The sequence below is a fragment of the Pseudomonas sp. GW822-FHT03F08 genome (genome assembly GCF_058801265.1).
The window spans coordinates 433,450-457,516 of sequence record NZ_JBXANC010000005.1 but is presented as its reverse complement, the minus strand read 5'-3'; the positions used below and the strand labels follow the sequence as shown (position 1 = coordinate 457,516).

Below are 24,067 nucleotides of genomic sequence, written 5' to 3'. Positions count from 1 at the left end.
TGGGGTGTGCATTATTCCCATCACGTGTCAGGTATTTTTTATGTCGCTACGCATCTGCATTCTGGAAACCGACATCCTGCGTCCGGAACTGGTCGATCAATATCAGGGTTACGGGCAGATGTTCCAGCGCCTGTTCTCGCAACAGCCGATCGCCGCCGAGTTCACGGTATACAACGTGATGCAGGGCGACTATCCGAGTGATGACCTGACGTTCGATGCGTACCTGGTCACTGGCAGCAAGGCCGACTCGTTCGGCACCGACCCGTGGATCCAGACCCTCAAGCAGTACCTGCTGACCCGCTATGAGCGTGGCGACAAACTGCTCGGCGTGTGCTTCGGCCATCAACTGCTGGCGCTGCTGCTGGGCGGCAAGAGCGAGCGCGCGACCCAGGGTTGGGGCGTCGGCATTCACAACTACAAACTGGCGGCCAAGGCACCTTGGATGAACCCGGTGCGTGAAGAGCTGACACTGCTGATCAGCCATCAGGATCAGGTCACGGCGCTGCCAGAGAACGCCACGGTGATCGCCTCCAGCGATTTCTGCCCGTTCGCCGCGTACCACATCAACGATCAGGTGCTGTGCTTCCAGGGGCATCCGGAATTCATTCACGATTACTCGCGGGCACTGCTGGAACTTCGCCAGGAAGCGTTGGGCGAGCAGATCTACAGCAAGGGTGTGGCCAGCCTTGAAAACGATCACCACGGCGCTACGGTGGCCGAATGGATGATGCGTTTCGTGGCGCACAAACCGAACGCCGCTTGAACCCAAACGCCCCCGTGCCGTACACGGGGGTGTTTTTTTAACCTACAGCCAGCCCGATTTCTTGAAGCTCGCCCACAGTCCCACGCAGCCCACCGTGATAAAGCTCAGTACGGCGAAATAGCCGTAGTGCCAGCTCAGCTCCGGCATGTTCTGGAAGTTCATCCCGTAGATCCCGGCGACCGCCGTCGGGAACGCCAGAATCGCTGCCCATGCCGCAAACTTGCGCTGCACCACGCTTTGGCGTGACGCCTCCAGCAACACACCGATCTCGATGGTCTGGCTCGCAATGTCGGCCAGGGTGGTCAGGTCTTCCATCTGCCGCGTGACATGGATCTGCACATCCCTGAAGTAAGGACGCATGTTCTTGTCGATGAAGGGGAAGCTCAGCTTCTGCAACTCTTCGCCGATTTCCACCATCGGCGCCGCGTAACGACGCAAGCGCAGCACATCGCGGCGCAGGCCATGAAGCTTCTGGATGTCGTGCTCGTTCAGCGCGCTACACAACACGTTGCGCTCCAGTTCATCGATCTCGGCGTGGATTGCTTCACCCACCGGCTGATAGTTTTCGATCACGAAATCCAGCAACGCATACAGTACGAAATCTTCCCCGTGCTCCAGCAACAGCGGCCGCGCCTCACAGCGTTGACGGACGTGGGCGTAGGACGCCGAATGGCCGTTGCGGGCAGTAATGATGTAGCCCTTGCCGGCGAAGATGTGGGTTTCGATGAACTGCAGAATGCCGTGCTCGCGCACGGGGGAGTAGGTGACGATGAACAGGGCGTCGCCGAAGGTTTCCAGTTTTGGGCGGCTGTGTTTTTCCAGGGCGTCTTCGATGGCCAGTTCGTGCAGGTTGAACTGGCGTTGCAGGTTGGCCAGCTCCTGGGCATTCGGCTCTTCGAGGCCGATCCAGACGAAGTGCCCGGTCTTGGCGGCCCAGGCGGCGCCTTCGTCGAGGGAAATATTGGTGACTTTCTTACCAGCGCTGTAAACCGCAGCAGCAACAACTCGACCCATGGTGGTGGTTCACTTCTTATTGGCAGATGGCAGAGGAGACATGGCTTCAGCTTAGCCGTGTCGCTGCTTGAGAGTCAGTGAAATCTGCACAGTTCACCGGGCAAAAGAAAACCCGCACAGGGCGGGTTTCTTTTTCACGCAGCTTGAAGTTGCCGATCCATTGCATCGATGCATTCGCGCATCTGCTCGCGGCACTGGGTGATGAGCATGGGCATGTCGTCCATGGTCAGGCCGGCGGTAGGAATTGCCGGCAGCGAACGGATGAGAATTTTCCCGCTGCGCCAGCGGTTCAAGCGCATGTGCTTGATGTAGCTGCTGACACACACTGGAACGATCGGCACACCGGCGGCGATGGCCATCTGGAACGCGCCTTTCTTGAACGGCAGCAGTTCTTCACCCAGGTTGCGCGTGCCTTCCGGGAAGACCCAGATCGAGGTGTCTTTGTGCTGCAAGGTGTCGGTGGTCGTCAGCATCGACTGGCGCGCCTTGTGCGCGTTCCCACGATCGATCAACACGTTGCCCGCCAGCCAGAACAACTGCCCGAACAACGGCACCCATTTCAGACTCTTTTTGCCAATGCACACGGTCCGTCGCGGCACCACATTGCCGAACACGAACAGGTCGTAGTTGGACTGATGGTTGGCGATGATCACGCAGCTGTCAGGCTTGTTCATCAGCTGACCGACGTCGGCCTTCACTCGCAGGCGCAGGATGCACATGGCCGGCAGTGCGTACAGTCGGGCGCACAGACGACTGTTGTCCGGATTGAATGGCCGGCACAGCCCGAGGATCACTCCGAGCACACCCGCCAGAATAAAGTGCAGGCCCATCAATAACATACGAAACACAAACAGCATTTTCAGGCCCCACCGGGACAAAAGGTGGCGCAGTGTACGGATGTGCACTGTTTTCGGCAATTGCCGCTATAGAGTCAGGAGATGGGCGATGTTTAAGCGCATGTTTCCGACTTGTCGGTCAGAGGCGTCCTAGAGCAGCTGCGGAGTTTTGAAACGTGCGTGCAAGAAAAAGCCCGACACGACGGTCGGGCTTTTCTATAAAGGAGCGAAGCGGGTTCAGCCCAGGTGTTCCTGATCCTGAATGATCGCGTTGTCCAGGGTTTCCAGCAGCGCTTTGCGCACTTTCAACTTGGTGTTCTTATGCGCGGTCATGTTGATCTTCTTCAACTGACGCGCAGCGGCGAGGGCGGCACCTTGCAGCTCTTCGGCAGAAACCACCTTGTCGAGGAAACCGGCATCCACAGCGCTTTGCGGATCGAACATTTCGCCGTTGATCACCGAGCGATGGAAGGCCGAGCGGCGCAGGCGATCACGGGCCAGCTCGATGCCGGCGTGGTGCATGGTCATGCCGATCTGCACTTCGTTCAGACCAATGCTGAACGGACCGTCGACGCCGATCCGGTAATCGGCGGACAACAGAATGAACGCGCCTTTGGCCACGGCATGACCCGGGCAGGCAACGATCACCGGGAACGGGTGCGACAGCAGACGACGAGCCAGAGTCGAACCGGCGGTCACCAGCGACACGGCTTCTTTAGGGCCGGCGGTCATCACCTTCAAGTCGTAGCCGCCGGAGAGAATGCCCGGCTGGCCAGTAATGATCACAATGGCGCGATCCGCCACCGCCTGATCCAGCGCCGCGTTGAAGGCCGCGATCACGTCTGGGGAAATGGCATTGACCTTGCCGTTGCTCAGGGTAAGAGTCGCGATACCGTCTTCGAGGTGGTAGGCAATCAGGTCGCTCATGGCGCAATTCCTTATAAGAAAGATGGGCAGACGTTACCCACCGTCGCCGGTCAGGTAAAGCACTGTGACTGACCCGCCGGTCACCCTCGACCGGCTGATGCACCACAACGCGCCCCACGGCAAACGCCTCTACGCCTATATAGAAGGGCCGCGCCCACCCGAGATTGGCCGGATCGCCATGGCCCATCGATAGCAGAAACGACTTTTTCTCTTAACCGCATGAAAATTCTGAAAAAAAGTTTGCCATCAGAAAAGCTTTCGACTACATTAGCGCGCCTCGACAGACAGAACATGTTTGAAGAGATACGGTGAAGTGTCCGAGTGGCTTAAGGAGCACGCCTGGAAAGTGTGTATACAGGAAACTGTATCGAGAGTTCGAATCTCTCCTTCACCGCCACATTCAGTAAACACAAACCCCTGATTTTCCTAGAGAAAGTCGGGGGTTTGTGGTTTTTGGCGTCTGGAAAAAGGGCGATATGGGACCAGCATGGGACTGCGCTCTATTTCGCTGAGTAAAAAGCGTGCTCGGCTTTTGAGTTTCCAATGAATGTGGGTGAAATTCCCGCGTATCGGCAGTTCCCTTTGGTTATGTTTCTGCGCGATAGTGGCGTTTTGTTATCGCCCTCTGGAAACTCTACTTGCCTGGAAGGTCATCGGCAGTTCAACGCAGGAAGCGCAGTGAAGACAATAGTCACGATGGTTCTATTTTTGGGGTTGTGTGGCTGCGGCTCCGACTCTCGCAGTTCTGCGCCGACACTCTGGACAGACGGCATCATGCTCGAGCAGAAGAAGGTTGTCGTCGATGATCAGCACGCCAAAGTGATCATGCAGGCATCAGGCGATACGGCCAATCCGGTAGATTTTGAAGTGATCCGAGGTAGTGACCCGGACAGGCGTCCCGATCATTTGGGGACGGTAGTCAAACCGTTTCGCAGTAAAGTCGGCGGATGGTTCAGTCGTCTAGACAGCGCGGTCTCCAAGCGTTTCCCCCAATTGGAAATGCAGGCCGATCCTGGCCAGGTTCTGCAAGTGGGCGGCTCATCGACGATCAGCAGTCAGGTTCCGGCACCGGGCTATCGGACTCTTTATAACGAAGACTATGTATTCAACCCGTCGAAGAACAAGTATGAGAAAAAGCTAACCGCCAATCCGACCGTCCCGTCGTCTTACTCCTGTGGGCCGATCACAAGTGCCTTTATTCCCGAGAAACAAAAGGTCTATCTGGCGGAGTTTGTCTTCGTGGATCGGGGGGACGGTTGTGAACTGCAGCTCTATGACATCACGCAACCCGAACTGCGTATCCCCGTCGTTGCCATCAAAGGCACGCAGCCCTCGTCCGCCAGGTCGTTCCGCTACCCATAAGTTCATAAACAAGCCCCCCGGTTTTGCAAGAAGTCAGGGGGGCTTGTGCATTCTGGTGTCCGGATTTCTTTGGTCACAGAGACGGGTTCGGCTTCATTTTGCCGGGGCGGTACAATCGCGGTTTTATCTGTATGTAAAAGGACGACTTCCATGATCATTTCCACTACCCACTCCATCGAAGGCCGGCAGATTACGGCGTATCTGGACATTGTCAGTGCCGAGTCGGTGCAGGGCGTGAATGTGATTCGCGATATGTTCGCCGGGATGCGGGACTTTTTTGGCGGACGTTCGCAGACGCTGGAGCGGGCGTTGAAGGAGGCGCGTGTTCAGGCGACTGACGAGATCAAGGAGCGGGCGCGGGCCTTGCAGGCGGATGCGGTGGTCGGGGTGGATTTCGAGATCAGCATGCCGGCGGGGAAGGGCGGTATGGTTGTGGTGTTCGCGACCGGCACGGCGGTCAAGTTGCGCTGAGCATCGGTTTCCGCTTGTGAGCCCATTCAAGTGAATGGGCTCGTTGCTGGCAATCAGCCCTGCGGTTTGAGCAGGACGGTGCCTTTCGAGTCGTAGGTCAGTGGGGTGTCGATCGCGACGAGTGGAGTGCCGGTGGACTGGCCAGGCTGAACCGGGTCTGGATAGTAGATGACGCCAGGTTTGCCAGGCTGCACCGGACTAGGTCCGTCCAGCGGCTTGATGACGATCTCACCTGAGGCAAGCTTCTCCTTGAATTTTTCCGCCGCGGCTTTACCGGCGGCGATCTGCTCGTCCGTGAGCTTTACAACAGGCATCGGTGGGAATCCTTTGATTTCCATGTTCTCTCCTTGAGATTCATTGCGTAGGAAAAAGGGCAACGGCCAGTCATCGAGAATCTTTAGCTCTGTGGGACCAGCGGTTCATCTTCGCGCCGAGCTTTTTGTAGGCCATTCGTCGGGCTCAGGGCGATCTGAATCACAAGTCCAGGAATGACCGGCTAGTCTCAAAAGCCTTGGAGGTCGATATTTTTTCAGGCAAAAGGGTCTTGCCGGTATCGACCCGCTTTTGAAAGGGGTGAAGAGATGACTGATCCGTACATCGAAGACGACGGGGCTGAATTTCCATTCAACAATTGCGTGCGCTGTGGCCAGACCGAGTATCAAGCGGGCTTTGGCGAAGATCCGGTGCAGACCGGCAAGATCAAGTCGACAGCACCCAAGGGGCCGAAAGCGAAATTTCTGCCCAAGGTGACGACACGTTCCAGGAAGTAATCCGGATGCCAAAGAACCCCGCCAATGAGCGGGGTTTTTTATCCGTGTTTTTCAGAAAGAAACGTCCTACAGAAATTGCGGATTCGTCTGGTTTCTTTCACAAACTTTTCACACCGGTCTACGTAGGGTGAAGCCATCCGTTAGAAAGCAAGTCTCCAGCCCGTCTCCCCAGCGGGCTTTTTTTTGCCTGCCATAAAACCTTTTCCATAATCGCTGTCCAATCGGCGCCAAGTGCGTTGCGACGCTGGACTTTACCGCGGCAACAGCATTCAATCTGCGCCCTTTTTTCTTCCTTCTGTTGAGGTTTTCGTCATGCGTTTAACTCTGCCTGCTCTGGTTCTGGGGCTTCTGGTTGCTCAAGGTGCAATGGCTGGCGACGGTACCGCCGCACTGGGTGGCGGTCTGGGTGGCGCGTTGGGTAATGTGGTCGGCCAGAAAATGGGCGGCAGCACCGGTGCAGCGATTGGTGCTGGTGTAGCGGGTGCGGCCGGTAGTGCATTGGCTGCCAAGAAAGGTGCCCGTACCAAAGCGGCCATTGGCGGCGGTGTCGGCGCGGCAGGTGGTTCGGTGATCGGTAACAGCCTGGGCGGTAAGACTGGCGCAACCATCGGTGCCGGCCTGGGTGGCGCAGCTGGCGGCGCGGTAGGCAGCAATCTGTCCAAAGGTCACAAGCGTCACTGATTGCGAATGCATGTCTGAAAAGGCCCGGCTTGATGCCGGGCCTTTTCGTTGCTGAACGTTTTCCCTGAATGCGCCTCCAATCTCACATAGCCCCTCTCCGGGCATACCGTCCCGATCCGGGACCTGTGAGGTCTGTATGCGCTCGACTTTAACTGCAACTGCGTTGGTTATTGGACTGCTCGTGGCTCAAGGCGCCATGGCTGCCGGCGATGGTTCCGCGGCTGTCGGTGGTGGGCTGGGCGGTGTGCTGGGTAATGTGGTCGGCGGTCAGCTCGGCGGCAGCACCGGTGCGGCGGTTGGTGCTGGCGTGGGCGGTGCGGCCGGCAGTGCCGTCGGGGCGAACAAGCGCAATCGTACGGAAGCCGCGATTGGCGGTGGTCTCGGCGCCGCTGGCGGCTCAGTGCTCGGCAACAGCCTCGGCGGCTCCACCGGTTCGGCCATCGGCGCAGGATTGGGTGGCGCGGCGGGTGGCGCGGTCGGCAACAACCTGGGTGACGATGGTGGTAGATCGCACTCTGGGGGCGGCCATAAGCACAAGTACAAACACAAGAATCGTCATCATTGAGTGACCGTTTCTACAGAAGCCCGGCTTGATGCCGGGTTTTTTGTGCCTGCGTGTCAGGCGCAGGAACGATTAGCGACCATACTTTTCGAACGTCGTATACGAATGCGATTGACGAGGTGCGCCATGACTCCCGAAACCGAAGGCAAGGAAGAAAAAGGCCCGAGTGGATTGCCGTTTATCAATGATCCGGGGAATGAAGATCCGGGGTCGTTGATGGATGACGCGACGGTTCCGCTTTGGGAGGGTGAGGGGGAGGAGCTTGAGTATGAGGATTTTGATGATGATGAGTGATTGCAGGGCAAGCCCGAGGTGTGAGTATCGGCACTTCACACCTGGACCTAATCATTCTGGTTTTTTGAGGATGTACAGGTTATCCGAAACAGACATTTTTTCTATCTTATTTAACGCCAAATACTCGTTGAATTCTTTTTTTAGTTCGTTTTTGTCGCAGTATTTTTTGTATTTCAAAGGTCTGTCACTGGCGTAAATGTAGAGGCGCCAAATGTCAAAGCCATCGATTCTATTGTTTGATCCGTAGTCGAAATCCACAGACTCTGTAGGGAAGTGGATAGCGCACCCGACACCGTGTAGTTCGTATTCCACTGTATCTGTTATTTTTCCGCATCGTTGTATCTGATTGGAGCGCCACAACCTCAGGATATTTCGAGTGCCAAAATTTTCCTCCAGCAGCTTCGTGCCGATATCTACTTTGTATAAAAAATCAGTTATTAGATCTTCAAGGGTACTGTTTTGTTCTCTCATCTTCTTCTGTGATGCTCCAATCTGTCGTGGCCAGTGTTAGCTGCCGATTCTAAGACTTCTTCGATAGTGTTTAGAATTCCTTTATGTTCTTTTATATTGGTTACTAAATTTATTGTTACGTTAGTTGAGGTTTGCCGCGCAGCCGCTGCACGATGGTGGCCATCTAAAATATAGAGGTTGCCGTTGTGTTCTGCCACGTCGATGGGGAACTCACTGTCAAACCCGGCAGTTCGCATGTCTTGTCCTAACTTTTCTACTCGTTTAGTTGAGCCTTTTCCTACTATTGCATGCGTTCGTATCAAGGTTTTCGGGTCTACCTCGAAAAAAATGGTAGGGGGTAGTGGTTCACCTTTATTTACCTTTGAACCACTTACCCCATCCGGCACCGGACATCCCGGCTTATTCGGTGGCGGGCAGTTGGAGTTCAACCCCAACGGATCCACCCACCCCGTCGGATTCGGCACATACCGATACTGGTTCAACCCACCCGCCAGCTTCACCGGATCCGGCGTCAGGTACCGCCCCACCTCCGGGTCGTAGTACCGATGCCGGTTGTAATGCAGCCCGCTTTCGTCATCGAAGTACTGCCCCTGAAAGCGCAGCGGCTGGTTGAGGTAATCCTCGGTCGCCAGTTCCAGCGAGGTGACCTTGCCGTAGGCGCTGTACTTGGCCGACCAGACGATGTCGCCGCTGTAGTCGGTCAGTTCCTGCGGCGTGCCGAGGTGGTCGAGCTGGTAGTAGAACGGGCAGGCGCGTTTCGGGCCTTTGCCGTCGAGCATCGCGAGGGGGTGGAAGGTGCCGGGTTCGTAGATGAAGCTGCGGTGCTGAGTCGGGCTGCTTTCGGCGATCAAGTGGTCGCCTTGCCAGAAGAACTCGGTGCTCTGGCCATCGACGGTTTTGCGGATACGTCGGCCGAAGGCGTCGTATTGGTAGGTCGCGGTGGTGCCGTCGGGGCGGGTCAGGCCGATCAGGCGGTGCTGGCTGTCGTAGCGGTATTCGGTGACGAGCTGTTGGGCGCGGCCGCGGCGTTCGCGGATCAGGTTGCCGAAGGCGTCGTAGTCGTAATGACGATCGCCCTGCATCAGCAGGCGGTTGCCTTTGATGTGTGTGGGGCCTGGACGATCCTGCAGCAGCAGGTTGCCGGCCGGGTCGTGGGCGAAGTTTTCCGGCACATCGTCGCGGGTGTGGCGCACGCGAATCAGCCGGTCGAGGGCGTCGTACTGATAGCTGCGCTGGCCGTGTCGGGTGTCGGCGATGTGTTCGAGGTTGCCGTTGGCGCTGTAGGCAAAGTCGCGGCGATACAGCGCACCGCGTTGATGGCCGACAGCGTGGGCGCGTAAGCGACCCTGTTCGTCGTAGGCGTATTCGCTGAGCAGCAGGCCTTGCTGGCGCTGCTGTTCGCGGCCGTTCTGATAGACGTGCCGGGTGAGCAAGGCGCCGTTGAGGTCGATCGCGGTCAGCGCACCGCCCTTGGCGTAGTGGTAATCGAGCTTGCTGTTGTCCGGCAGGCGCATGCGGCTGAGCTGGCCGCAGGCGTCGTAGGTGTAACGCAAAGTGCCCCAGCCCTGATGCTCGCGCACCAGTCGGTCCTGCAGGTCGTATTCGAAGGCCAGCGGGTAATTCTGGCCGTCATCGACGCCGGTCAGCCGGCCGAGGCGGTCGTAGCGGTATTCAACCGTGCTGGCGTCGGGCAGGGTCTTGAGCAGCAGGCGCCCGGCGCTGTCGCGTTGGTAAGCGGTGACCAGCGTCGAGCCGTCATCGCCGTACTCGGTCTTTTCCAGCAGGTGGCCGTTGCGGTCGTAGGCATAGGCGGTGCGCCGTCCATCGAAGCCGGTTTCCTGTCGGATCAGTCCGGTGGGCGTGTAGTCCAGAAGATACTTGTCGCCGGACTCGTTCTCGATCTCCGTCAGCAACAGCTGCGCATGGTCGTAGCGGTACTGCAGTCGCGTGCCGTCAGGATTGATCCGCCGGCTGACCAGGTGCAGGTCGTCGTCATACTCGTAGCGGGTGATCCGCCCCAGCTCGTCGCGTTCGGCGGTGATCTGGCCGTAGGCGCTGTAGGACCAGGCCCGCGTCGCCCCGGTTGGCAGCGTCGTCTGGATCAGTCGGCCAACGGCATCCCAGGCGTGACGGGTAACCGCGCCGTGTTCATCCTGCGCAGTAATCCGCCGCCCCAACGCATCGTAGGAAAACTTCCGCACCCCACCGTCGGGCAGGCTTTCCTCGACCAGTTGCCCAAGGTCGTTCCACACGAACACGTGCCGGCCGGAGTCCGGATAACGGATCGACAGCAACCGTCCTTGCGGGTCGTAGTGGTAATGGGTGACATGGCCGTCGGGATCGACCGCTTCGGTGACGTCACCCTGAGCATTGCGCCGGTATGTCCAGATGGCGTCACCGCGCGAACGGCTGTGCAGGAAACCGTGGCGGTATTCGTAGGACGTCGGCGCATCGTCCGGCGGAATCAGCGCGGTCAGCCGTCCGACCTCGTCGTAACGGTATTCGGTGACCGCCCCCAGCGCATCCTGCTCGGCGACCAAGCGGCCCTGCGCGTCGTAGGCCTTGAGCTGCTCGCCACCGTCAGCGGCGACCTGACGCACCAGCCGCGCCGTGTCGTCGTGGACGTAAACCTCTTCGCGGCCGTCGACGTACTGCACCGTGACGCTGCCGGCGTCGTCCCAGACGTAGCGCGTATCCATCTGCGAAAACGACGCCCAGTGCCGCACGCAACGTGCCGCCTTGCCGGCACGCTCCCACTCCCAGAAGAAACTCGCGCCGCCGCTCAGTTGCCGTTGCAGGATGACGTGCTGGTCGTCGTAGTCGTAACGCTCGCTTTCGCCGACCGCGTTGGTCGCTTCGATCAGTCGATGACGCGCATCAAAGCGGTAGCTGACCAGCGTCTGCTCGGTGCGCCAGGCCGCATCGCGCCAGACTTGATAATCGACCGCGACCAGATGCGCCCGCTCATAGCGCAGCAACAGCGAACGACTGACGCCGTTATCCAGCCGCTCAACCCGATCCTGACGATCACGCGTAATCCGCAACCGGTTGCCGTACGCATCGCTAATGAGCGTCAGACGCCCAGCCCGAAAGTGATAAAACCGCGCCGCTTCACCAGCCAGCGCAACAATCAACTCCTCCGGCTCATCCCCGAGAAAAATCGCCGCCCGCGACAGACTGTTGTGAATCGCCGGCCGCTCGACACTCGGCAACGGAAACCGCGTGCGCCGGTTTTCGTGATCGATCCAGACCAGGCCATCGCCCTCGACCTCCAGCCGATGCGCCAGCGAATGGCTCCAGCCAAACCCCAGCCCGACATCGATCTCGACCGCACTGGTGCGATACAACCGGCTGAACTCAAACGACAGCAACCCGTCGAGCACGCCATCAGTCAGCGTCAGCAGCTCTTCGCCAGTGACCATCGACACCGGACAACCGTTGGTGCAGGTCCTGGGCACACAGTCGGCACTGTCACCGTTGGGATTCTTCGCCTGAGCCGAAGCATCGTCGCGAGGCTCATGCCGCTCCATTCGCGTCGTGCGGTGTGACTTGTTACGTGCAATGGCCGCCGGATTGGGCACCGTCAGCACCAACGATTCGGCCGTGCGAATCTCCAGTGGAACCGCAGGTGTCGGCCGCAGCGGTGCCGGACGCGCATTGATCATCAGCGGTTTCAACGCGCCCGCATGCCGAGTCAGATCGGGTGCCGAAGTCAGCTCCGCCAAACGCAACGCCGACGCCGCCAGCCATTCCCGGGCACGCGGCGACTTGACCTTGCCCAGCACTTTGGTGCTCAACCGCAGCGGCACACCCATGCCACCCGACACACACATCAACAGAAAACTGACCAGCAACTCGGCGCGAACTTCAGCCACCACCTCAGCCAGGTACTGCGGCGGCAGCATCTTCAGCCAACTGGTGAAGGCCGCCAGATGAATGAACAGCAACGGTTCGTCGCTGAGCATCAGCAAGCCATTGGCGATGGCCTCCGTGGACGCCTCCAGCAAGGCCTCCAGCTCAGCGGCGGACAGGTATTGCAGAAGTTTTTCGCTGTTGGCCTGCCAGTCGGCAAGCAGGGCGAACAGCTGTTTCACGTCATCCCAGATGCCATTCAGGGCGGATTCGAAACCGCGCCAGTCAGCCCGTTGCAACTGCCCGTAACGCTCGGTGAAACCAGCGCTGGAAAACTCCGTCCACTGCGGTTGAAAACCGTTCCATTCCTCACGCAGCCAGCCTTCGAGACCCTCGATGAGACCCTGATACGAGGCGAACAGCGTCTGGACCTGCGAACTGGAAACATCGGGAAAGAAGGTGATGCGATAACGCTGGCCCCGGTCGCAATCACTGACCTCGAGAATGCCGCTGGGGCCGATGGTGTAATGCTGCGGTTCCCCGAATTTCAGCACACCGTCGACATCGGAAATGACCGGTTCCAGGGTCACCGGCGTATCGCCGATCGGCACGAAGCGTGCGGCTTCGAACATGTGCACCAGTGTCAGGGAGCCGGTGGCGGAACACATGGCCACGGAGGAACTGATGGGTTTTCGGCTGCCAACCGGCGCACTGAGCCGGACATCGTTGCCGATCTGGAACACTTGCTCGACATCCAGCGCGGTTCCTGTCCAGAACTGCTCGGCCCAGCTTTCATAGTTGTTGAGGCAGAGGCGGAATTCCTGGAACAGCTTCTCGGCGTCGGGCTGGTCAGGGTTCAGCGCAGCGACCACCAGCAAACCAATGCTGTTGTTCAGGTACAGGAGCCGATCGGATGGAAGCATTCGCAGTCACTCGCGCGCATCAAGGGAATGGCGCGAAACTTTGCGGGGGATCAAACAGGAAAGAAGTCAGGCAAGTAGGCGATGTCTGTAGGGCAATTCTCTAAATATGCCTGGCAACGTTCGGCGGACAACCGACATTGCCCGTTGCTCAACCTCGGCGGCGCTCGTTATGCTGCTGAACCCTTTAATCAGATCCGAGCAGCGGTACCCGATGCCGCCTGGGATGTTTTTGATAACGGATCCGATGATGAATGCACCGCTGAAGGCGTTCGGCCCGATCAAGGCCGTGATTTTCGATATGGACGGTTTGCTGCTGGACACCGAGGGCATCTACACCGAGGTCACCTCGCTGATTGCCGAGCGTTACGGGCGGACTTTCGACTGGAGTATCAAGCAGAACATCATCGGGCGTGGCGCCGGCGATCTGGCCCGTTATGTGGTCGAAGCGCTGGACCTGCCAATCACCGCCGAAGAGTTTCTGGTGATTCGCGAGCCGCTGATGCGCGAGCGTTTTCCGACCGCGCAAGCGATGCCTGGGGCCGAGGAACTGATCCGCCATCTCAAGGCGCACAACATTCCGATTGCCGTCGGCACCAGTTCGTCGCGCCAGTCGTTCGGTCAGAAAACCACGCTGCACCGTGATTGGTTCGCGTTGTTCGACTTCATCGTCACAGCGGATGACCCGGAAGTTGGCGCGGCCAAACCAGCACCGGACATTTTCCTCACCGCCGCTCGCCGTCTCGGTGTGGCACCGGAAGATTGCCTGGTGTTCGAGGATTCGCCGTTCGGCGTGACGGCAGCGAAAGCCGCGGGCATGACCGCCATCGCGATTCCCGATGCGGCCATGGCCGATGAAAAATACGCACACGCCGACGGGATTCTTCGTACGTTGAAAGCGTTCTCACCGAGTGCATGCGGGTTGCCGGCGCTGGACTGGGCCTGATCAAACCGCAGACAAAAAAAAGCCGCCCCTAAGTTAAAGGAGGGGCGGCGTTTTTCGTTATCGACAATCTGATCAATCAGGCGCCGAAACCACCGTCGATGCTCAGGCTGGCACCGGTGATGTAACCGGCTTCCGGGCCTGCGAGGTAGGCGACGAAGCTGGCGATTTCCTCGGCTTTGCCGTAACGACCGACCGCCATCAGTGGAATCAGGCTTTCGGCAAAGTCACCGTGGGCCGGGTTCATGTCAGTGTCCACCGGGCCGGGCTGCACGTTGTTGATGGTGATGCCCCGTGGGCCGAGGTCGCGGGCCAGGCCTTTGGTCAGGCCGACCAGCGCGGATTTGCTCATCGCATACACGCCGCCACCGGCGAAGGGCATGCGGTCGGCGTTGGTGCTGCCGATGTTGATGATGCGTGAGCCTTCGCCCATGTGTTTGGCGGCTTCCTGACTGGCGATGAACACGCTGCGCACGTTGATTGCCAGGGTCTGGTCGAAGTCTTCCAGTTTGAAGTCTTCCAGCGGGGCGACGGCCAGCACACCAGCGTTGTTGACCAGGATGTCGAGGCGGCCAAAGGTTTCGACCGTCGCGTTCACGGCGTTGCGGATGGCATCGGCATCGGCGCTGTCGGCCTTGATCGCCAGGGCTTTGCCGCCGGTAGCGGTGATGCTGTTTTGCAGTTCTTCAGCCTTGGCGGCGGAGCTGACGTAGGTGAAGGCAACCGCGGCGCCTTCGGCGGCCAGGCGCTTGACGATGGCGGCACCGATGCCGCGAGAGCCGCCTTGAATCAGAGCGACTTTACCGCTGAGGTGTTGAGTGGTCATGTTCGATCTCCAGAAATTTCAAGGCAGGCTGCCTTGGTGTGGTGTCGAGTATCTGCCCCTCGCCACCGGGCGAGTAGACCGTGGTTGCTATAGTCTGTGTAAACCAAAAGTTTGGAATGGCGGCCATGGAAACCTTCAGCAGTATCGAATGCTTCGTGCGCAGCGCCGAAGTCGGCAGCTTTGCCGAGGCCGCGCGACGCCTGAGCCTGACACCGGCCGCGGTGGGTAAAAGTGTGGCGAAACTGGAAGCGCGCCTCGGCGTGAGGCTGTTCCAGCGTAGCACCCGTCGGTTGACCCTGACGGAAGCGGGGCAACTGTTTCTGAGTGAGGTCAGCGGCAGCCTTACCACCATCCAGAACGCGGTGAACAATCTGGCCAGTGCCGGTGGTCAACCGGCGGGCACGTTGAAGGTCAGCATGGGCACGGTGTTCGGCCGCTTATACATCGTGCCGTTGCTGGGTGAGTTCCTGACAAGGTTTCCGGCGATCAACCCGGACTGGCACTTCGATAACCGACAGGTCGATCTGATCGGCCAGGGGTTCGATGCGGCGATTGGCGGTGGCTTCGAGCTGCCACAAGGCGTGGTGGCGCGCAGGCTGACGCCGGCGCATCGGGTGTTGGTGGCTTCTGCGGATTATCTGGACCGGCACGCGCCGATCAGCGAACCGGACGACCTCAAACTGCACGAGGGCATCCTGATCCGCTCTCCGCAGACCGGTCGCGTGCGTTCCTGGCAGTTGACGCATCGCACCCAGCAGCACAGCCCGCTGACCCTCAAGGCGCGAATGACCATGAGCGATTCCGAAGCCGCCTGCGCCACGGCGGCGCAGGGGCTGGGGATTGCACTGGTCAGCATGCCGTTTGCCGTCAGTTATCTTGAGGCGGGAACGTTGCAGCGCGTCTTGCCCGACTGGTACGTCGACGACGGCAACATTTCCATTTATTACGCCGAACACAAACTGTTGCCGGGCAAGACCCGGGCGTTTGTCGACTTCATCATCGAGCAGTTTTCAGCCCAGGGTCTCGCAGAGCAGTTCAACGCGCAAAACGTGCTGGCCAGCCGATGATGGTTTTCGGCCGTGGCGTTGCATACGTGCGCACCTTGGACGTCGACAGACCCAGGCGCACCAGCGATTCGGCGATGGTGACGGCAGCAGTGACGCCATCGATCACCGGCACGCCGGTACGCTGACGGATCTTCTCATCGAGCCCCGCCATGCCGCCGCAACCGAGACAGATCACTTCAGCTTTATCCTGAGTCACCGCCAGTTCCGCCTGATGCACGATCGCTTCCAGCGCTCGTTGCGGTTCGTGTTCCAGCTCAAGAACCGCCAAGCCACTGGCCCGCACCGAGGCGCAGCGATCCCACAGGCCGGACAGTTTCAGCCGATCCTCAATCAGCGGCACTGTGCGATCCAGCGTGGTGACCACCGAATAGGCATGGCCGAGGAACATCGCGGTGCTGGCCGCCGCATCGGTGATGTCTACCACCGGCACGTTGAGCAACTCCTGCAAACCTTCGCGACCATGTTCGCCGTAGCCGGCCTGGATCACAGCGTCGAACGGCTGGTCGTAGGACATCACCCGGTCCATCACGGCGATGGCGGCCAGGTAACTTTCGAAATTACCTTCCACCGAATCGGCGCCGAAGTACGGCGTGAGGCCGACGATCTCGGTGCCGGGGGAAGCCACAGCCTGTGCCGAGCGGGCGATGGCCTGAGTGATGGATTCGGTGGTGTTGACGTTGACCACGAGAATACGCATGGGAAGTCCTTATTACGGTTGGTTCTGCGGCCCGCGAAGGGCCGCCAAAAGTTTCAGTGGCTGACGTTTTCGACGGCGATGGCTTCACCGTCCACATCGGCGTAGTGCGGTTGGCGTTTGGCGATGATCAGGTAGAGCATTCCAGCAATGCCGGCACCGATCAGCCAGGAGAAGGGCGAAACGCTGTGGAAGCCCGGTACCAATGCCAGAACGATCGCGATCAGCGCGGCCGGAATGAACGCCGCGACCGCCCGCAGATTGACCCCTCGGCTGTAGTAATACGCGCCGTTGGGGCTTTCGCTGTACAGCTGCGGCACGTGGATCCGGCCTTTGCGGATCAGCCAGTAGTCGACCATGATCACGCCGTACAGCGGGCCGAGCAGGGCGCCGAGGCCGGACAGGAAATACACGATCACCAGCGGGCTGTTGTAGAGATTCCACGGCAGGATCAGCACCGCAATCGTCGCGCTGATCAGCCCGGCGCGGCGGAAGGTCAGGTACTTCGGCGCCAGATTGCTGAGCACGAAGGCCGGGGCGACGAAGTTGGCCATGATGTTCACCGCCACGGTGACGATCAGGAACGCCAGGCAGCCGAGCACCAGAAAGAACGTGTTGGGGATCGAGGCGATGATTTCGGTCGGGCTTTCGATGATCCGGCCGTTGATCTGAAATTGCGCACCGCACAGCAGGACGGTGATCCCGGCGAACACCAGAATATTTACCGGCAGGCCCCAGAAGTTTCCGACCTTGATGGTTTTGCGGCACGGCGAAGAACGGGCGAAGTCGCAGAAGTTGAGGATCAGCGTGCCGTAGATCGCCAGCCACAAAGCGCCGCCGGCAAAGATATTGCGCCACATCTCGCCGCCGGTCAGCGGTTCGCGGATCGACCAGGCAATGGTCGCGTTGGCCTGGGTGTACATCCACGCGGCGAGGCAGGCGACGGTCAGCAGAATCACCGGCCCGGCGAAGGCTTCGTAGCGACGAACCATCTCCATGCCGTAGGCCAGAATCCCCAACTGCACGAACCAGATTGCCACGAAACACACCCAGCCCAGGCTCGACAGGCCGAGGATCGAGTTGTGGTCGTAGTCGGCGAAACCGGGGTGAACTGCCGTGAGCAACACGCGAAACACCACCGACGCCAGGTACGTCTGAATCCCGAACCAGGCGATGGCGATAATTGCCCGGATCAACGCAGGAATCTGCGCCCCGTGGATACCGAAACTGATCCGGCTGATTACCGGAAACGGTACCCCGGTTTTCTGCCCCATGTAACCGGACAGGTTCATGAAGAAGTACACCAGCGCCGCGCCGATCCCCAGCGACAGCAGAATCTGCCAGCCGCCCAGACCCAGGGCGTACAGACCGATGGCAAACGAATAGTTGGCGATGTTGTGCACATCGTTGGTCCACAGGGCAAAAATGCTGTATTTGCCCCAGCGACGTCCTTCGACCTTGGTCGGTGCGAGGTCACTGTTGTGCAGACGCGGGCTCAATTGCAGCGGTTCGGCGATGCCATCACCGGGCACGGTGTGATCGAGGGTTGAGGAGGAGGGCAGATTCAGCGCGATGTTGTTGTTCGAGAGACTCGTACGCATTCCGGCAGGCTCCTGATGTTCGGGCCGCGATGACTGTGCATGAGCGCTCTGGCTCGGCAGATCTTCGTCGCGGCGGTGAAACATCACAGGTTAGGGGCATCTGCAGCCTGTACGGGATAGGGCGCTTCAGGCTTGCGGATCGAAAGTGTGGGTTCATGTTTTGCAGTTTTGTATACAAAACATGTATGCACTAAAGCCAGATCTGTGCCAGTCAGCGATCTATGAAAATCGCCGTTGATTTCGAATAGTTATTGAATGGCGCTAAGTCGCTGAAATTCAGGCGATATAAATTGACCGTTCGAACAGGTATTTATTTTTCGGAAGGGATTTTGGCGGACGCCGGAAGGGATCGCTTTGGGAGCGGGATGTAACTTTTCAGGGCGCGGAAATGAAAAGTGCACACATAAATGGCACCGATGGTGACATTCGTGTGTACACATTTTTCATGTCTGGCAGAGACAACTGTGGGTCGAACGGTTTACGCCTTGCTGATGATATTCCCGGCATGCAACCCGCATTCTTTCTGGGTCGCCTCTTCCCACCACCAGCGGCCTTCGCGCTCGTGCTGGTTTGGCAGCACAGGGCGGGTGCATGGTTCGCAGCCGATGCTGATGAAACCGCGCTCATGCAGGCTGTTGTACGGCAGCTCCAGCATGCGGATGTAGCCCCAGATTTCCTCGCTGGTCATCTGCGCCAGCGGGTTGAACTTGTAAAGGGTGCGCTCCGGGGTGGAGAACGCGCTGTCGATTTCCATTACCGCGACCGCGCTGCGGGTGCCAGGGCTCTGGTCACGGCGCTGGCCAGTGGCCCAGGCTTTGACACCGGACAGTTTGCGGCGCAGCGGCTCGATCTTGCGGATGCCGCAGCACTCGCCATGGCCGTCCTTGTAGAAACTGAACAGGCCTTTTTCCTTCACGAACGGTTCGAGTTTCGTGTAGTCCGGCGAGACCAGTTCGATGTCGATCTTGTAGTGCTCGCGCACCTGGTCGATGAACCGATAGGTTTCCGGGTGCAGACGGCCGGTGTCGAGACTGAACACCTTGACGTTCTTGTTCAGCTTCCAGGCCATGTCCACCAGCACCACATCCTCGGCGCCGCTGAAAGATATCCACAGGTCATCACCGAACTCGGCGAACGCGAGCTTGAGGATGTCCTGCGCGGATTTGTTGGCATAGGTCGTGGCGAGTTCCACGACGTCAAACGTTGGGCTCATCAGGGCGGCTTCCTACAGGTCGGTGGCGCTGGGCGCTCTATATGGCGGCGATGTTAACAAAAAGCGGCGCAGGCCGGGGGCCACTCTGCGTTGCGTGGCCCGGAACGAGCCGCTAGAGTTCGGGCTCGCTCGACTCAATAAACATTACAAACGGAGTGTCCTGTGGAAATTGCCTGTCTTGATCTTGAAGGGGTGCTGGTACCGGAAATCTGGATCGCCTTCGCCGAAAAAACCGGAATCGAATCGCTCAAGGCCACCACCCGGGACATTCCCGACTACGACGTGCTGATGAAACAGCGCCTGCGCATCCTCGACGAGCATGGCCTCAAGCTTTCAGACATTCAGGAAGTGATCGCCACCCTCAAGCCGCTGGACGGTGCGGTGGAGTTCGTCAACTGGCTGCGCGAGCGGTTTCAGGTGGTGATTCTGTCGGACACGTTTTATGAGTTTTCCCAGCCGCTGATGCGTCAGCTGGGCTTCCCGACCTTGCTCTGCCACCGTCTGATTACTGACGAAAGCGGGCGGGTGACGAGCTATCAGTTGCGTCAGAAAGATCCGAAACGTCAGTCGGTCCTGGCCTTCAAAAGCTTGTATTACCGGGTGATTGCGGCGGGGGATTCCTACAACGACACCAGCATGCTGGGCGAAGCGGATGCGGGGATTCTGTTCCATGCGCCGGATAACGTGATTCGGGAATTCCCGCAGTTTCCGGCGGTGCACAGCTTTGGCGAATTGAAGCAGGAGTTTCTCAAGGCTTCAAACCGCGATTTGAGCCTGTAAGTCATACTGTGGCGAGGGCGCAACCACCCTCGCCGCAAGCGTCAGAGGTTCTGCAAGGTTTCGAGCAGGACCCTGACCTTGGTGATCGACTCCTGATACTCCGCCTCCCAATCCGAGTCGGCCACAATCCCGCCACCGCCCCAGCAACACACCTGCCCATCCTTCACCAGCAGGCTGCGAATGGCGATGGAACTGTCCATCTCGCCGCGCACGTCCAGGTACAGCAACGAGCCGCAATACAACCCACGTCGGGTCGGTTCCAGTTCATCGATGATCTGCATTGCACGAATTTTCGGCGCGCCAGTGATCGAGCCGCCGGGGAAGCTGCCGGCAATCAGGTCCAGGGCATCGCGATCATCTGCCAGTTCGCCGGTCACGCTGCTGACCAGGTGATGCACGTTCGGATAGCTTTCCAGGCTGAACAACTCCGGCACCCGCACCGAGCCGATACGGCAAGTGCGACCCAGGTCGTTGCGCAGCAGGTCGACGATCATCAGGTTTTCTGCGCGATCCTTGGGGCTGGCCAGCAGTTCGGCAGCGTTGGCGGCGTCTTCGGCCGGGGTCGCGCCACGGGGGCGAGTGCCTTTGATCGGGCGGGTTTCCACTTGACGCTGGCTGACTTTGACGAAGCGCTCGGGCGAGAGGCTCAGCACCGCATTACCGTCGGGCAGGCTCTGGAATCCGGAAAACGGTGTCGGGCAGGCTTCGCGCAATTTGCAGTAGGCCAGCCATGGGTCGCCTTCGCACAGCGCGCGGAAACGCTGGGCGAAATTGACCTGATAGCAGTCCCCGGCCTGGATGTATTGATGAATGCGTTCGAGTGCTTGGCGGTATTCATCGGCCGAGAGGTCGGCTGCCATCGGGCTGTTCAGCTTGAACGGGGTCAGCTTGCCGACTGCCGGTTGGCTGAACACATCGATCAGGCGTTGTTTTTCGCTAGCGCTGACCGACGGGTGAAACACCAACTGACTGGTGGCCTTGTGGTGATCACTGATTAAAGCCCAGTCGTACAGACCAAAACGCGCATCCGGCAGCTGCAGATCATCCAGCGCCTGACTCGGCATGTTTTCCAGATGCCGGCCGAAGTCGTAGCTCAGGTAACCGATCAATCCACCGGCGAACGGCAGTTCATAGGCGTCAGGCAATTGCGCGTCGCCCAATCGCGTCAGATTATCCCGCAGGCGTTGCAGGAAACTCTCGCCGCGCTCGTCCGGCAACACCGCCAGTTGTTCCAGCGGCCAGGCGCTGAGCAGGTCATAACGGCCACGGTCGGCACTCGGCCGGCCACTGTCGAGCAGCACGGCGCCGGGCGCATGGCGGACGGCCGCGAAATAGTCGGCGGGGTTGGCGCGGTAGGGCAGCGGGTGTACGGAACAGGTCAACATGGGCGGGGCAGATCGGCCATCGAGGCGGGGTGGGGATTGTAGTCCCCTCGGGGAATTGCTCCTAGAGGGGATGTCGGGGATTGGCAGATCGGAGGCAGGTAACGCGACTCAGCCCTCGACCGCCGGAATATGCCCAAACAACTCCTGAGCAAACGCCACGCGCTCTTCAACCGTTTCAGTCACGCCACGTGCCTTGAGGTCTTCCAGATGCGCTTCCACCGCATGGGTGCGCGAGGTCAGGCCGCAGTCGTTGGCAATCTGGATATTCAGCCCCGGTCGCGCATTCAGCTCGAGAATCAGCGGGCCTTTTTCCTGGTCCAGCACCATGTCCACGCCGATGTAGCCCAGGCCGCACAACTCATAGCAACCGGCCGCGAGCCTCATGAAACCGTCCCAGTAGGGCAGTTGCACGCCGTCCACCGCGTTGGTGGTGTCCGGGTGTTTGGCGATGATGTTGTTCAGCCAGGTGCCGCGCAGGGTCAGACCGGTCGCCAAGTCGACCCCGACGCCGATGGCGCCCTGGTGCAGGTTGGCCTTGCCGCCGGACTGACGGGTCGGCAGGCGCAGCATGGCCATCACCGGGTAGCCCATCAGCACGATGATGCGGATGTCCGGCACGCCTTCGTAGCTGATGCTCTTGAAGATCTGGTCCGGGGTCACCCGGTATTCGATCAGCGCCCGGTCGCGGTGGCCGCCCAGCGAATACAGGCCGGTGAGGATGCTGGAGATGTGATGCTCGAGCTCTTCGTGAGTGAGGATCTTGCCCGATACCGTGCGATAGCGACCCTCGAAACGGTCAGCGATGACGATGATGCCGTCACCGCCGGCGCCCTGGGCCGGCTTGATCACGAAATCGCTGCGCCCGCCGATGATCTCGTCGAGATTGTCGATTTCCTTCTCCGTGGAAATCACGCCATACAGTTCCGGCACATGAATACCGGCCTTGATCGCGCGTTCCTTGGTGATGATCTTGTCATCGACGATCGGGTACAGGCTGCGCTTGTTGTACTTGAGCACGTAGTCCGCGTTACGCCGATTGATGCCCATGATGCCCCGGGCTTCCAGGGCCTTCCAGGTCTTCCAGAAACCGAACATCAGGCGTCAGCCTTCTTCAGGAAAGCCTTGAAGCGCACCAGTTCGGTCAGGCGATAACCGCGATAGCGACCCATGGCCAGCATGAAGCCCACCAGGATCAGCAGGATCGCCGGGAAGGTGAACACGAAGTACACCAGCTCTGGAACGGTCATGATCAGGTGCGCCAGGGACGCCGCGAACAGTGTGCCGATTGCCACTTTCAAGGCATGGCTGGCGCCGCGTTCTTCCCAGGTGATCGACAGGCGTTCGATGGTCATGGTCAGAATCACCATCGGGAACAACGCCACCGACAGGCCGCGTTCCAGGCCGAGCTTGTGGCTGAACAGGCTGATCGCCGCGATCAGCACCACCACGAACGTCAACACCACCGACAGACGCGGCAGCATTTGCAACTTCAGGTGTTCCAGATACGAACGCAGCGACAGGCCCAGCGCCGTAATCACGGTAAACAGCAGGATGCCGAAGCCCAGCTGTGTTTCGCGGAAGGCCAGGGCGATCAGCACCGGAGTGAACGTGCCGAGGGTCTGCAGGCCGATCAGGTTGCGCAGGATCAGGATCACCAGCACGCCGATCGGGATCATCACCATGATCATGAACGTCTGCTGGGTTTGCAGCGGCAGGCCGTACAGCGAGTATTCGAGGAAGTTGGCGTCGGTGTTTTCGTCGGTCAGCTTGGCCAGACGAATCGCGTTCATCTCGCTGTTGTTCAGGCTGAAGGTCACGTTGGCCTTCTTGCCGCCGTCCACGGTGATCAGGTTTTCATCGCCGCTCCACCACAGCAGACGGTCGGTCGGCAGGCCTTGTTCGCCGGTTTCCGGGTTGAAGTACAGCCAGTCGGTGCCATTGAAGCTGCGCAGCCACAGTTCAGGGGTTTGCGGCTGATCGGCGACGAGGCGGATGGTGTGGACCTTTTCCACCGGCACGTGGGCGATGGACAGCAGCAGTTCGACGATTTTCGCCTTGTGCGGCGTCGACGGATCGCCCGCCAGCAGCAGTTTCACGTTGTCGTCGTTGACGTTGTTGACGCGTTTGATTGCCTCGCCAATAAAGGTTTCGACGTCGGCCGAGTGTTGGCGGATCGGCGCAAGCAGGGCTTCGGCGGCGATTTTTTCCGGGCCTTCGATGGCGATGCTGTCGCGGAAGGTCGGACCTTTGATCTTGGTTTTTTCAGCGGTGTAGCGCTTGGTCAGCACCAGACGGTAATAAAGGGTCTGGTTGCCCTTGGCCCGGCGCGCCGACCACGTGACCTTGCGGTTGCCGTCGACACGGTTGACCGCCACGCCGTAATTGTTGGAGATGAAGCTTTCATTGAGGCTGACGTAATCGCGGCTCAGGGGCGGCACGAACATCTGGATCTTCACCGGATCCTTGGTGCTGGCGACGAACTCGACCTTGGCGTCGATGTTCCACAAGTCGTCGGTGGCGTCTTCGGTCACCGGGATGCCGAGCACGAAAATCTGATAGGCCGTAACCGAAACGCCCAGGAGCACCAGAATGGTGATCAGGATTTTCAGGTGGAAGGTTAGAGAACGCATGGAAA

General features: G+C 59.4%; 24 protein-coding genes and 1 tRNA gene. 12 read left to right on the top strand and 13 right to left on the bottom strand.

Features of this window, described 5'->3' with window-relative positions:
* Nucleotides 1-40 precede the first annotated feature (40 nt).
* Nucleotides 41-763, top strand: a complete 723-nt coding sequence (locus AC1RME_RS15495; protein WP_096822962.1) for an amidotransferase — start codon at nucleotides 41-43, stop codon at nucleotides 761-763.
* Between the two features lie 42 nt (nucleotides 764-805).
* Here the strand turns inward: AC1RME_RS15495 and AC1RME_RS15490 are convergent, their stop codons facing one another.
* The 3 genes from AC1RME_RS15490 to AC1RME_RS15480 form a co-directional block, all read right to left on the bottom strand.
* Nucleotides 806-1,777: a magnesium and cobalt transport protein CorA gene (locus tag AC1RME_RS15490; RefSeq protein ID WP_096822963.1), complete on the bottom strand. Its 972-nt coding sequence runs from the start codon at nucleotides 1,775-1,777 to the stop codon at nucleotides 806-808.
* A gap of 134 nt (nucleotides 1,778-1,911) precedes the next feature.
* Nucleotides 1,912-2,634: a 1-acylglycerol-3-phosphate O-acyltransferase gene (locus tag AC1RME_RS15485; RefSeq protein WP_493066320.1), complete on the bottom strand. Its 723-nt coding sequence runs from the start codon at nucleotides 2,632-2,634 to the stop codon at nucleotides 1,912-1,914.
* Between the two features lie 216 nt (nucleotides 2,635-2,850).
* Complete coding sequence (locus tag AC1RME_RS15480) at nucleotides 2,851-3,540, bottom strand: crotonase/enoyl-CoA hydratase family protein (protein ID WP_085732367.1); 690 nt, start codon at nucleotides 3,538-3,540, stop codon at nucleotides 2,851-2,853.
* A 64-nt stretch (nucleotides 3,541-3,604) separates the two neighbouring features.
* On the opposite strand from AC1RME_RS15480, the gene AC1RME_RS15475 reads away from it, so the two are divergent.
* The 4 genes from AC1RME_RS15475 (at nucleotide 3,605) to AC1RME_RS15460 (ending at nucleotide 5,373) form a co-directional block, all read left to right on the top strand.
* A complete protein-coding gene (locus tag AC1RME_RS15475) occupies nucleotides 3,605-3,733 on the top strand; it encodes a hypothetical protein (protein ID WP_493091537.1) in 129 nt (42 codons plus the stop codon).
* A gap of 114 nt (nucleotides 3,734-3,847) precedes the next feature.
* Nucleotides 3,848-3,937 (top strand) — tRNA-Ser (locus AC1RME_RS15470).
* 146 nt (nucleotides 3,938-4,083) lie between these two features.
* Nucleotides 4,084-4,902: a hypothetical protein gene (locus AC1RME_RS15465; protein WP_493091536.1), complete on the top strand. Its 819-nt coding sequence runs from the start codon at nucleotides 4,084-4,086 to the stop codon at nucleotides 4,900-4,902.
* Nucleotides 4,903-5,052: 150 nt separating this feature from the next.
* A complete protein-coding gene (locus AC1RME_RS15460; RefSeq protein WP_007959944.1) occupies nucleotides 5,053-5,373 on the top strand; it encodes a YbjQ family protein in 321 nt (106 codons plus the stop codon).
* Nucleotides 5,374-5,426: 53 nt separating this feature from the next.
* Here AC1RME_RS15460 and AC1RME_RS15455 read toward each other — a convergent pair whose 3' ends face one another.
* On the bottom strand, nucleotides 5,427-5,711 hold the full coding sequence (locus tag AC1RME_RS15455; RefSeq protein WP_102622495.1) for a hypothetical protein: 285 nt from the start codon (nucleotides 5,709-5,711) through the stop codon (nucleotides 5,427-5,429).
* A gap of 243 nt (nucleotides 5,712-5,954) precedes the next feature.
* On the opposite strand from AC1RME_RS15455, the gene AC1RME_RS15450 reads away from it, so the two are divergent.
* The 4 genes from AC1RME_RS15450 to AC1RME_RS15435 all read left to right on the top strand — a co-directional run bounded on the left by AC1RME_RS15450 (nucleotide 5,955) and on the right by AC1RME_RS15435 (nucleotide 7,680).
* Nucleotides 5,955-6,143 (top strand): hypothetical protein, encoded by a 189-nt coding sequence (locus tag AC1RME_RS15450; RefSeq protein WP_085701198.1) that lies wholly within the window; start codon nucleotides 5,955-5,957, stop codon nucleotides 6,141-6,143.
* A gap of 312 nt (nucleotides 6,144-6,455) precedes the next feature.
* Nucleotides 6,456-6,824 carry a glycine zipper domain-containing protein gene (locus tag AC1RME_RS15445; protein WP_039769955.1) on the top strand — a complete coding sequence of 123 codons (369 nt, stop codon included), beginning with the start codon at nucleotides 6,456-6,458 and terminating at the stop codon, nucleotides 6,822-6,824.
* A 136-nt stretch (nucleotides 6,825-6,960) separates the two neighbouring features.
* On the top strand, nucleotides 6,961-7,389 hold the full coding sequence (locus AC1RME_RS15440) for a glycine zipper domain-containing protein (protein ID WP_096822966.1): 429 nt from the start codon (nucleotides 6,961-6,963) through the stop codon (nucleotides 7,387-7,389).
* A 123-nt stretch (nucleotides 7,390-7,512) separates the two neighbouring features.
* Nucleotides 7,513-7,680 (top strand): hypothetical protein, encoded by a 168-nt coding sequence (locus tag AC1RME_RS15435; RefSeq protein WP_167443766.1) that lies wholly within the window; start codon nucleotides 7,513-7,515, stop codon nucleotides 7,678-7,680.
* Nucleotides 7,681-7,731: 51 nt separating this feature from the next.
* On the opposite strand, the gene AC1RME_RS15430 is transcribed toward AC1RME_RS15435, so the two are convergent.
* Together AC1RME_RS15430 and AC1RME_RS15425 are read right to left on the bottom strand one after the other, a co-directional pair.
* Nucleotides 7,732-8,151, bottom strand: a complete 420-nt coding sequence (locus AC1RME_RS15430) for a DUF6896 domain-containing protein (RefSeq protein ID WP_493091535.1) — start codon at nucleotides 8,149-8,151, stop codon at nucleotides 7,732-7,734.
* On the bottom strand, nucleotides 8,148-12,926 hold the full coding sequence (locus AC1RME_RS15425) for an RHS repeat-associated core domain-containing protein (RefSeq protein WP_493091534.1): 4,779 nt from the start codon (nucleotides 12,924-12,926) through the stop codon (nucleotides 8,148-8,150). Before AC1RME_RS15425 ends, AC1RME_RS15430 begins: the two co-directional genes overlap by 4 nt.
* 247 nt (nucleotides 12,927-13,173) lie before the next feature.
* On the opposite strand from AC1RME_RS15425, the gene AC1RME_RS15420 reads away from it, so the two are divergent.
* Nucleotides 13,174-13,869 carry an HAD-IA family hydrolase gene (locus AC1RME_RS15420; protein ID WP_493091533.1) on the top strand — a complete coding sequence of 232 codons (696 nt, stop codon included), beginning with the start codon at nucleotides 13,174-13,176 and terminating at the stop codon, nucleotides 13,867-13,869.
* A 76-nt stretch (nucleotides 13,870-13,945) separates the two neighbouring features.
* Here the strand turns inward: AC1RME_RS15420 and AC1RME_RS15415 are convergent, their stop codons facing one another.
* On the bottom strand, nucleotides 13,946-14,692 hold the full coding sequence (locus AC1RME_RS15415; protein ID WP_493091532.1) for a 3-oxoacyl-ACP reductase family protein: 747 nt from the start codon (nucleotides 14,690-14,692) through the stop codon (nucleotides 13,946-13,948).
* A gap of 125 nt (nucleotides 14,693-14,817) precedes the next feature.
* On the opposite strand from AC1RME_RS15415, the gene AC1RME_RS15410 reads away from it, so the two are divergent.
* Nucleotides 14,818-15,759 (top strand): LysR family transcriptional regulator, encoded by a 942-nt coding sequence (locus AC1RME_RS15410; RefSeq protein WP_493091531.1) that lies wholly within the window; start codon nucleotides 14,818-14,820, stop codon nucleotides 15,757-15,759.
* Here the strand turns inward: AC1RME_RS15410 and AC1RME_RS15405 are convergent.
* The 3 genes from AC1RME_RS15405 to AC1RME_RS15395 form a co-directional block, all read right to left on the bottom strand.
* Nucleotides 15,728-16,456, bottom strand: a complete 729-nt coding sequence (locus tag AC1RME_RS15405) for an aspartate/glutamate racemase family protein (protein ID WP_085711883.1) — start codon at nucleotides 16,454-16,456, stop codon at nucleotides 15,728-15,730. The two genes, AC1RME_RS15410 and AC1RME_RS15405, sit on opposite strands and share 32 nt — an antisense overlap.
* Before the next feature lie 53 nt (nucleotides 16,457-16,509).
* Complete coding sequence (locus AC1RME_RS15400; protein ID WP_493091530.1) at nucleotides 16,510-18,054, bottom strand: NCS1 family nucleobase:cation symporter-1; 1,545 nt, start codon at nucleotides 18,052-18,054, stop codon at nucleotides 16,510-16,512.
* A 478-nt stretch (nucleotides 18,055-18,532) separates the two neighbouring features.
* A complete protein-coding gene (locus AC1RME_RS15395) occupies nucleotides 18,533-19,267 on the bottom strand; it encodes a phosphoadenylyl-sulfate reductase (protein ID WP_085711886.1) in 735 nt (244 codons plus the stop codon).
* Between the two features lie 162 nt (nucleotides 19,268-19,429).
* Here AC1RME_RS15395 and thrH point away from each other — a divergent pair, with 162 nt between their 5' ends.
* A complete protein-coding gene (gene thrH, locus AC1RME_RS15390; RefSeq protein ID WP_096822532.1) occupies nucleotides 19,430-20,047 on the top strand; it encodes a bifunctional phosphoserine phosphatase/homoserine phosphotransferase ThrH in 618 nt (205 codons plus the stop codon).
* Between the two features lie 41 nt (nucleotides 20,048-20,088).
* On the opposite strand, the gene pabB is transcribed toward thrH, so the two are convergent.
* The 3 genes from pabB to rloB form a co-directional block, all read right to left on the bottom strand.
* Nucleotides 20,089-21,432, bottom strand: a complete 1,344-nt coding sequence (gene pabB, locus AC1RME_RS15385; RefSeq protein WP_493091529.1) for an aminodeoxychorismate synthase component I — start codon at nucleotides 21,430-21,432, stop codon at nucleotides 20,089-20,091.
* A gap of 108 nt (nucleotides 21,433-21,540) precedes the next feature.
* A complete protein-coding gene (locus AC1RME_RS15380; RefSeq protein ID WP_096822530.1) occupies nucleotides 21,541-22,527 on the bottom strand; it encodes an alpha-L-glutamate ligase-like protein in 987 nt (328 codons plus the stop codon).
* The gene (rloB, locus tag AC1RME_RS15375; RefSeq protein ID WP_096822529.1) at nucleotides 22,527-24,062 is read right to left on the bottom strand and encodes an osmotic stress tolerance membrane protein RloB; all 1,536 of its coding nucleotides are present in this window, start codon (nucleotides 24,060-24,062) and stop codon (nucleotides 22,527-22,529) included. The genes AC1RME_RS15380 and rloB overlap by 1 nt, the downstream gene beginning before the upstream one ends.
* Between the last annotated feature and the right edge of the window lie 5 nt (nucleotides 24,063-24,067).